The sequence below is a fragment of the uncultured Paracoccus sp. genome (assembly GCF_947496875.1).
Classification (GTDB): domain Bacteria; phylum Pseudomonadota; class Alphaproteobacteria; order Rhodobacterales; family Rhodobacteraceae; genus Paracoccus.
Genome location: NZ_CANMEH010000041.1, coordinates 1 through 8021, shown reverse-complemented (window position 1 = coordinate 8021; position 8021 = coordinate 1). Strand labels below are relative to the sequence as shown.

The window sequence follows — 8021 nt, the reverse complement described above, 5'->3', positions numbered from 1 at the left end:
CGGAATCCGGACCGGGTTCCACCTGGGGTCCAAGGCCCGCTCCGGGACTTTCTGGTTCCTTTCCGGGCACTTGCGTAGGCTGGCGGGCGAAGCGCGACGCATCGCCAGCGACAGGGCCGATTTTTTGGGAAGCCACCCGGAAGCCAGCGCCGCCTGAACCCGCCTGAAACACCGCAAAATCAAGCCTTTGAAGCTGGACACCCTTGGTGGCCGCTGGACCCCGCGTGGAGTCCAGTCTGGACCCCGGAGACCGGAAGCCAAGGGAATCCACCCTGATCCGAAGGACCGACCTGCCGATGACGCTGAGCTTCGCCCCGGACGCGATCGAGACGTGGCCGCTGTCGCGCCTTCAGCCCTACGCGAAGAACGCGAAGGCGCATGGCGCGGACCAGGTCGCGAAGATTGCCGCAAGCATGGCCGAGTTCGGCTGGACGGTGCCTTGCCTCGTCGCCGAGGACGGCGAGCTGATCGCGGGGCACGGGCGCGTGCGGGCCGCGACACAGCTTGGCCTGACCGAAGCGCCCGTCATCGTGCTCGGGCATCTGACCGAGGCGCAGCGCCGGGCCTATCGTCTGGCCGACAATAAATTGACTGAACTCGGGACATGGGACGAAGCGCTGCTGTCGGCCGAGTTGAACGAGTTGCTGGCCGAAGACTTCGACCTGTCGCTGGTGGGGTTCTCCGATGGCGAGCTCGACAAGCTGCTGGCCTACGTGCCCGAGGGGGGCGGTGAAGAGGGTGGCGCAGGGGGCTCTGTGCCGCCGGTGACCATCCCCGAGCCGCCGCGCAACCCGGCGTCACGGACCGGCGACCTGTGGATCCTCGGCGATCACCGGCTGCTGTGCGGCGACAGCACCAGCCACGACGATGTCCGCCGCCTGATGAACGGCGAGCGTGCCGTGCTGTTCGCGACGGACCCGCCGTATCTCGTCGATTACGACGGCTCGAACCATCCGACCCGCAACAAGGACTGGTCGGCGTCCTACGGCACGACCTGGGACGACAGCTCGCAGGGCGCCGAGCTCTACGACGGCTTCATCGCGGCGGCCGTGGCCGAGGCGATCACCGAGGACGCCGCCTGGTACTGCTGGCACGCCTCGCGGCGCCAGGCGATGCTGGAGGCCTGCTGGGAAAAGGCGGGAGCCTTCGTGCACCAGCAGATCATCTGGGTGAAGGACCGCGGCGTTCTGACCCGGTCGCATTACCTCTGGAAGCACGAGCCCTGCTTCATGGGCTGGCGCCGCCCGAACCGGCCGCCGAAGGTGGCCGAGGAAACGCTCCCATCGACATGGGCGCTGCCCAGCTTCGCCAAGGACGAGCGGCCCGACCACCCGACGCCGAAACCGCTCGACGCGTTCGGGATCCCGATGCGCCAGCATGTGGCGCGGGGCCGGCTCTGCTACGAGCCCTTCTCGGGGTCCGGTTCGCAGATCATGGCAGGCGAGGCCAACGGTCGGCGGGTCTTTGCGATGGAGATCAGCCCGGCCTATGTCGATGTCACCGTGGCGCGCTGGCAGGCCGAGACCGGCAAGGACGCGATCCTCGACGGCGAGGGCCGGAGCTTCGCTCAGGTGAAGGCCGAGCGGCTGGGCGACAAGGCCGACGCCGCCGCGTGATGTCCGTCTACTACAACGATGCCGATCCCGCCGCCTGCGCCTGGTTGCGGGAGCTGATCGCCGCTGGGCTCCTGCCCAGGGGCGAGGTGGACGGGCGCTCCATCATGGACGTGGAGCCGGCCGATCTGCGCGGCTTCATGCAATGCCATTTCTTCGCCGGGATCGGCGGCTGGCCCTACGCGCTGCGCCTCGCCGGCGTGGCCGAGGATCTGTCCGTCTGGACCGGCTCGCCGCCGTGCCAGCCGTTCAGCGTCGCCGGACAGCGCAAGGGACAGGACGATGACCGCCATCTCGCCCCCGCTTTCCTGCAACTCGTCGCAGCCTGCCGGCCGAACATCGTCTTCGGCGAGCAGGTCGCGAGCGCGGCAGTGCTCGGACCGGTTTGCGGCGCGGCTCGCGCAGCGGCTGAGGGTCCGGCTGGCTGGGCGTGGTTCGACGCTCTGGCGGATGCGCTGGAAGCAGCATCTTACGCCGTCGCGGCGGCCGATCTGCCGGCTGCGGGTATCGGCGCCCCGCATATCCGCCAGCGACTGTTCTTCGGCGCCGTCGCCATGGAGGGAGGCGGGCTGGGCCACGGCTTCTGCGCGGGATCACAAGGACGGATCGGAATGCCCGGCGGTGCCGATCAACGCGCTGCTCGGCCGACAGGTCTGGCTGGCGGGCTGGTCGACCACGACGCCGACCTGGCCGGCGCCAGCGCGACGGACGGCGTCTGGCGAGATCCGGATTGGCTCCTCTGCCGCGACGACCGCTGGCGGCCCGTTGAGCCCGGAACATTCCCGCTGGCTGATGGGATACCCCGCCGCATGGGGCTGCTGCGGGGCTACGGCAATGCGATCGTGCCGCCGCTCGCGGCGGAGTTCGTGAGGGCGTTTCTGGAAAGCCTGCCGGAGAGGCTGAGATGAAGCAGAGCCGGATCATGTCTATGGTCGAGGCCGTGACGAATGTCGTGGTCGGCTATGTGCTGGCCATCGCCACGCAGATCATCGTGTTCCCGTGGTTCGGCATCGAGACCGGGCTCGCGGAGCATCTGACCATCGGCCTCGCCTTCGTCGGTGTCTCGCTGGCGCGCGGCTACCTGCTGCGGCGACTGTTCGAGGCGATCCGGATCCGGAGTGCAGAATGAGACACCGCCGCCCGAGGGTGGACGGCGGCCTTCAGTCCGTTTCGGTGCGGAGCGTCAGTCGCGGATGGTGTAGACGCGGCCCCTTCCGTCAACCTTCTCGGAGGTGATGGTCAGGCCGAGCTTTTGCTTGAGCGCGCCGGCAAGCGCACCCCTCACCGTGTGCGGCCGCCAGTCCAAGGCGGTGACGATCTCGTCGATGGTGGCGCCGCCCTCGGCGCGGAGCATCTCGATCAGCTTGGCCTGCTTCGTGCCCGTGCGCGGTTTGCGCGCCTCGGGCCCGGCGTCGGCCTCGCCGGGAGCGTCCTGCGCGGCTACGGCGCTCGGCGCCGCGTCGGCGCCCGCGGGCGCGCTGTCGCCGCCCTCCGGCTCGACGCCGATGGCGGCGAGCCCTGCGTCGTTGATGTGCAGGAGGATGGCACGGCCGTCCTCGTCGTTGCGCCAGATCCGATTGAGCGCGGCGTCGGCCTTGCTCTGGCTGTCGGTCGTCGTCTCGGCGATCAGCCCGCGCGAGAGCAGCGCGCCCACCACCTTGGTTGCGGCGCCACCGCGGAGCGAGCCGGGGAGCGGCAGGACGTTGCGGTCCTCGCGCTCCGCGGCGGCGCTGAGGATCACGAGCTGGGTATCGGAAAGTTTGGTCATCGTCGTCTCCGTCGTATCGGGGCGCGCGGAATGCGGGCCCTTCTACGAGGTCGAGCCCGCCAGTTGGCGGGCGGGACCGGGAGTTGGTCATGTCATTCGGCGTGTTCGCCTTCCCTGAAGGCCATGTCGGTGATCTCGCGTAGCTTGGCGCGGTAGTGGTTCACGGTGCCGACATCGCCCCAGTTGATCTCGTCCGGGCTGGTCTCGAAATGGTCCGCGCTGAGGACGGCCAGGCGTTCCAGCATCGCGTCGATCTCGGTCTTCGCGGCGAGGAAGGCGTCGAGGGCTTTCGTGTTGTCGGTCGCGCGGCGGGTCATTGTGGTGGCTCCGGGTGAGTTTCATCGTCCTTTCAGGATGGACGTTCGCTCCGCCGCCGAGGCTTATCAACTCGATAACCACCTGTTTGTGAATGATAATCGGAGCTGTCGATGCAGGGCATGAGCGAGCGCCAGTACGCCGCGCATGTCGGGCTGTCGCGGGGCGCGATCCAGAAGGCGAAGACGGCCGAGCGGCTGGTCCTCTATCCCGATGGAACCATCAATGCCGCGGCAAGCGATGCTCGGCGCGCCGAGACGACGGACCCGTCGAAGACCCGGAAGCCACCCGCGCCGAAGCTGAAGCCGGTCCCCGAGGCGGCGGTTGCCGCTGTCGGCGACACGCTGCGCGAACAGGGACTGGCGGTCCCGGCCGTCGGGGGCGGCACGACCTTCCTGCAGGCCAAGACGGCGAACGAGGTGCTGAAGGCGCAGGAGCGGCGCATCCGGCTGCAGAAGCTGAAGGGGGAGCTGATCGAGCGCGCCCGCGCGCTGGCGCTGGTCTTCCGCCTGGCGCGGGAGGAACGGGACGCCTGGGTCAACTGGCCCGCGCGCGCCGCGGCGCTGATGGCGGCCGAGCTCTCTGCCTCGTGCAGCGACGCGACGGGCCAGCAGATCACCGTGGAGCCCGCCGCGATGCAGAAGGTCCTGGAGAGACATGTACGCGCCCACCTCGACGAACTCGCCGAGGTCCGGCCCGACTTCCGGTGAAGATGACGCGCTGACGGATTTCGACGGTGCGGGCGAGATCCTGCGCGCCTGGGGCAACGGGCTGCGGCCCGACCCGGACCTGACGGTCTCGCAATGGGCGGACCGGCACCGGATGCTGTCGGGCCGCGCCTCGGCCGAACCGGGGCGGTATCGCACGACCCGCACGCCCTACATGCGCGAGATCATGGATCTGCTCAGCCCCGGCGATCCGACGCAGCGGGTGGTGTTCATGAAGGCGGCGCAGGTCGGCGCGACCGAAGCGGGCAACAACTGGATCGGCTTCGCCATTCACCAGGCGCCGGGGCCGATGCTGGCGGTCCAGCCGACCGTGGAACTGGCGAAACGGAACTCGCGCCAGCGCATCGATCCGCTGATCGACGAGAGCCCGGAATTGCGTGAGCGGGTCAAACCGGCGCGCTCGCGCGATGCGGGCAACACCATGCTCTCGAAGGAGTTCGCGGGCGGCATCCTGATCATGACCGGGGCGAACTCCGCCGTCGGGCTGCGCTCGACGCCGGCGCGCTACATCTTCCTCGATGAGGTCGACGCCTATCCGGCCTCGGCCGACGAGGAAGGCGATCCGGTGACGCTGGCCGAGGCGCGGTCGCTGACCTTCGCCCATCGGCGCAAGGTGCTGCTGGTCTCGACCCCGACCATCCGGGGGCTGAGTCGGATCGAACGCGAGTATGAGGCCTCCGATCAGCGCCGGTTCTTCGTGCCGTGCCCGCATTGCGGGGCGATGCAATGGCTGAAGTTCGATCGGCTGCGGTGGCAGAAGGGCAAGCCGGAAACGGCGGAATATCACTGCGAGGGCTGCGAAACGGCCATCGCGGAGCACCACAAGACGGCGATGCTGGAGGGTGGCGAATGGCGGGCGACCGCCACGGCGGCCGATCCGACGACGGTCGGCTATCACCTCTCGGCGCTCTATTCGCCGATTGGCTGGCTGAGTTGGCAACGCATTGCACGGAGCTGGGAGGCGGCCCAAGGGTCGGATGAGGCGATCAAGGCGTTTCGGAACACGATCCTTGGCGAAACATGGGTCGAGAGCGGCGAAGCGCCTGACTGGCAACGTCTCTACGACCGGCGCGAGGCGTGGAAGCCCGGCACCGTTCCCGCGGGCGGGCTGTTCCTGACCGCTGGGGCCGACGTCCAGAAGGACCGCATCGAGGTCGATGTCTGGGCCTGGGGTCGTGGCCTGGAAAGTTGGCTTGTCGATCACCTCGTGCTCGAGGGAGGCCCTGGTGATCCCGCCTGCTGGCAGCAGCTGACCGGCCTGCTCGACCGGACATGGGTCCACGCCTTCGGCCAGAGAATAACGCTGGCGCGGCTTGCGATCGACTCTGGGTACGAGACCAGCGCCGTCTATGCCTGGTCGCGGCATGTGGGCTTCGCACAGGCGGCGCCGGTGAAGGGCGTCGAGGGGTTTAACCGCGCGAGCCCGGTGACGGGGCCGACCTATGTGGATGCAACCGTCGCGGGCAAGCGGCTCCGGCGCGGGGCGCGTCTCTGGACGGTCGCAACATCGACCTTCAAGGCCGAAACCTACCGCTTCCTTCGGCAGGAGCGGCCAGCGGCAGAGGAACGGGCCGAGGGTGCGGTCTTCCCGCCCGGCACGATCCACCTGCCGGACTGGGCGGACAGCGAGTGGCTCAAGCAGTTGACCGCCGAGCAACTGGTGACGGTGCGCACGAGACGCGGCTTCGCCAGGCTCGAATGGCAGAAGCTGCGCGAGCGGAACGAGGCGCTCGACACCCGCGTCTACGCCCGTGCCGCCGCGTGGATCCTCGGGGCTGACCGCTGGCCCGAGGCACGCTGGGCCGATCTGGAAGCGCAACTCGGCGTGGCGGCGCAGGACATGACCGAGGCCGCGCCGGGAAACACACCGCCCGCTCAGAGGCGGACGGCGCACCGCCGGCGCACCGTGCACTCCAGCTACATGAGGTGACCCGAATGGCCACGCCCGCAGAGCTCCGCGCCCGCCGCGAGGCATTGGCCGCGCAGCGCGCCTCGGGCGTGGCGCGGGTCAGCTACGACGGCAAGACCGTGGACTATCGCAGCGTCGCCGAGATCGACCGGGCCATCGAGGCGCTGGATCGCGAGATCGCGGCGGCAGAGGGACGTCGCATAGTGCGGCAGATTCGCGTGACAACGGCAAAGGGGCTCTGACGCCACCATGGGCCTCTTCGATCGCTTCCGGCGCCAGTCCGCGGGCGGCCCGGCCGCCATTCGCGCCCGCCTCGAAGGCTCGATGGCGCAACGCCGCCTGCGCGGCTGGAACCCGCCGCTCGAGAACATCAACACGCTGGTCGCCTCGGGCGGACCGCGACTGCTGGCACGTGCCCGCGAGCTGGTCGTCAGCAACGGCTATGCCGCCAACGCCTGCGAGGCCTTCGCTTCGAACCTCGTCGGCGATGGGATCAAGCCCTCGTCACTGATCGGGGACGCGAGCCTTCGCGACCGTGTCCAGCGGCTCTGGCTCGCCTGGACCGACGAGGCGGATGCCGACGGGCTGACCGATTTCTACGGCCTGCAGGCCATGGTGGCGCGGGAAATGTTCGTGGCCGGCGAGTGCTTCGTGCGGCTGCGGCCGCGCCGCGCCGAGGACGGGTTGCTGGTGCCGCTGCAACTCCAGCTCCTCCAATCGGAGATGCTGCCCTTCGAGAAGTTGGAGGTGCTGGCGTCCGGCAACCGCATCCGCTGCGGGATCGAGTTCGATGGAATCGGCCGGCGCGTCGCTTATCACTTCCGCCGCCGCCATCCGGGCGACAGCACCGATCAGGGGATGGCCATTCCCGAGACGGTGCGCGTGCCGGCTGCGGATGTGCTGCACATCTACCGGCCGATCGACGCGGGCCAGATCCGGGGATTGCCGCATATCGCGCCGGCGATGGTGCGGCTGTTCCTCTTGGACCAGTACGACGACGCCGAGCTCGACCGGAAGAAGACCGCCGCCATGTTCGCGGGCTTCATCACCAAGACCGCGCCGGAAGAGCCGATGATGGGCGAGGCCGAGGCGGAACTGGACGGAACGGCCATCGCCAGCCTCGAGCCCGGGACCATGCAGGTGCTGCTGCCGGGTGAGGATGTGAAATTCTCGTCGCCCGCCGACGTGGGCGGCGGCTACGAGGCGTTCCAGTACCGCACGCTGCTCGCAGTCTCGGCCTCCTTGGGGTTGCCCTATCACCTCGTCACCGGCGATGTCCGGCAGGCCAACTACTCGAGCCTGCGGGCCGAACTGGTCGAGTTCCGGCGGCGCATCGGCCAGCTGCAGCATGGTGTCCTCGTGCACCAGCTCTGCCGCGCGGTCTGGCAACGCTGGCTGGATACGGCCGTGCTCTCGGGCGCGCTCGATCTGGGCGATCCGGTCGCTGCGAGACCGGTGCAGTGGATCCCGCCGCGCTGGGAATGGGTCGATCCGCTGAAGGACATTCAGGCGCAGGTGCTGGCGATGGAGGCGGGCATCACCTCGCGGCGCAAGGTGGTCGAGGCCACCGGCTACGACGTCGAAGACGTGGACCGTGAAAACGCGGCCGATGCCGAGCGCACGAAGCGTCTCGGCCTCAGCTATCGCACCAGCCCCGGCGAGACGCAGGGAGCGCGGGCTACGCCGGC

General features: G+C 69.1%; 9 protein-coding genes. 7 read left to right on the top strand and 2 right to left on the bottom strand.

Features of this window, described 5'->3' with window-relative positions; genetic code table 11:
- The first annotated feature begins 296 nt into the window (after positions 1–296).
- From Q0938_RS18535 to Q0938_RS18525, 3 genes are read left to right on the top strand one after another with little or no spacing between them, the layout of a single operon-like run.
- Positions 297–1616 (top strand): ParB N-terminal domain-containing protein, encoded by a 1320-nt coding sequence (locus Q0938_RS18535; protein WP_299365496.1) that lies wholly within the window; start codon positions 297–299, stop codon positions 1614–1616.
- Entirely contained in the window at positions 1616–2521 is a 906-nt protein-coding gene (locus Q0938_RS18530; RefSeq protein WP_272857931.1) for a DNA cytosine methyltransferase, read from the top strand. Before Q0938_RS18535 ends, Q0938_RS18530 begins: the two co-directional genes overlap by 1 nt.
- Entirely contained in the window at positions 2518–2742 is a 225-nt protein-coding gene (locus tag Q0938_RS18525) for a hypothetical protein (RefSeq protein ID WP_272857930.1), read from the top strand. The genes Q0938_RS18530 and Q0938_RS18525 overlap by 4 nt, the downstream gene beginning before the upstream one ends.
- Positions 2743–2796: 54 nt before the next feature.
- On the opposite strand, the gene Q0938_RS18520 is transcribed toward Q0938_RS18525, so the two are convergent.
- Both Q0938_RS18520 and Q0938_RS18515 read right to left on the bottom strand, forming a co-directional pair.
- Positions 2797–3381 carry a DUF3489 domain-containing protein gene (locus Q0938_RS18520; RefSeq protein ID WP_275106322.1) on the bottom strand — a complete coding sequence of 195 codons (585 nt, stop codon included), beginning with the start codon at positions 3379–3381 and terminating at the stop codon, positions 2797–2799.
- A gap of 92 nt (positions 3382–3473) precedes the next feature.
- Entirely contained in the window at positions 3474–3698 is a 225-nt protein-coding gene (locus Q0938_RS18515; RefSeq protein ID WP_275106321.1) for a hypothetical protein, read from the bottom strand.
- Between the two features lie 111 nt (positions 3699–3809).
- Here Q0938_RS18515 and Q0938_RS18510 point away from each other — a divergent pair, with 111 nt between their 5' ends.
- The 4 genes from Q0938_RS18510 to Q0938_RS18495 all read left to right on the top strand — a co-directional run.
- On the top strand, positions 3810–4406 hold the full coding sequence (locus tag Q0938_RS18510; protein ID WP_299365490.1) for a hypothetical protein: 597 nt from the start codon (positions 3810–3812) through the stop codon (positions 4404–4406).
- Positions 4354–6354: a phage terminase large subunit family protein gene (locus tag Q0938_RS18505; protein ID WP_299365488.1), complete on the top strand. Its 2001-nt coding sequence runs from the start codon at positions 4354–4356 to the stop codon at positions 6352–6354. Before Q0938_RS18510 ends, Q0938_RS18505 begins: the two co-directional genes overlap by 53 nt.
- A gap of 5 nt (positions 6355–6359) precedes the next feature.
- Positions 6360–6575 (top strand): hypothetical protein, encoded by a 216-nt coding sequence (locus tag Q0938_RS18500; RefSeq protein WP_299365486.1) that lies wholly within the window; start codon positions 6360–6362, stop codon positions 6573–6575.
- Positions 6576–6582: 7 nt separating this feature from the next.
- Positions 6583–8021 (top strand): phage portal protein (locus Q0938_RS18495; RefSeq protein WP_299365483.1); only part of this gene is annotated, 1439 nt, incomplete at its 3' end.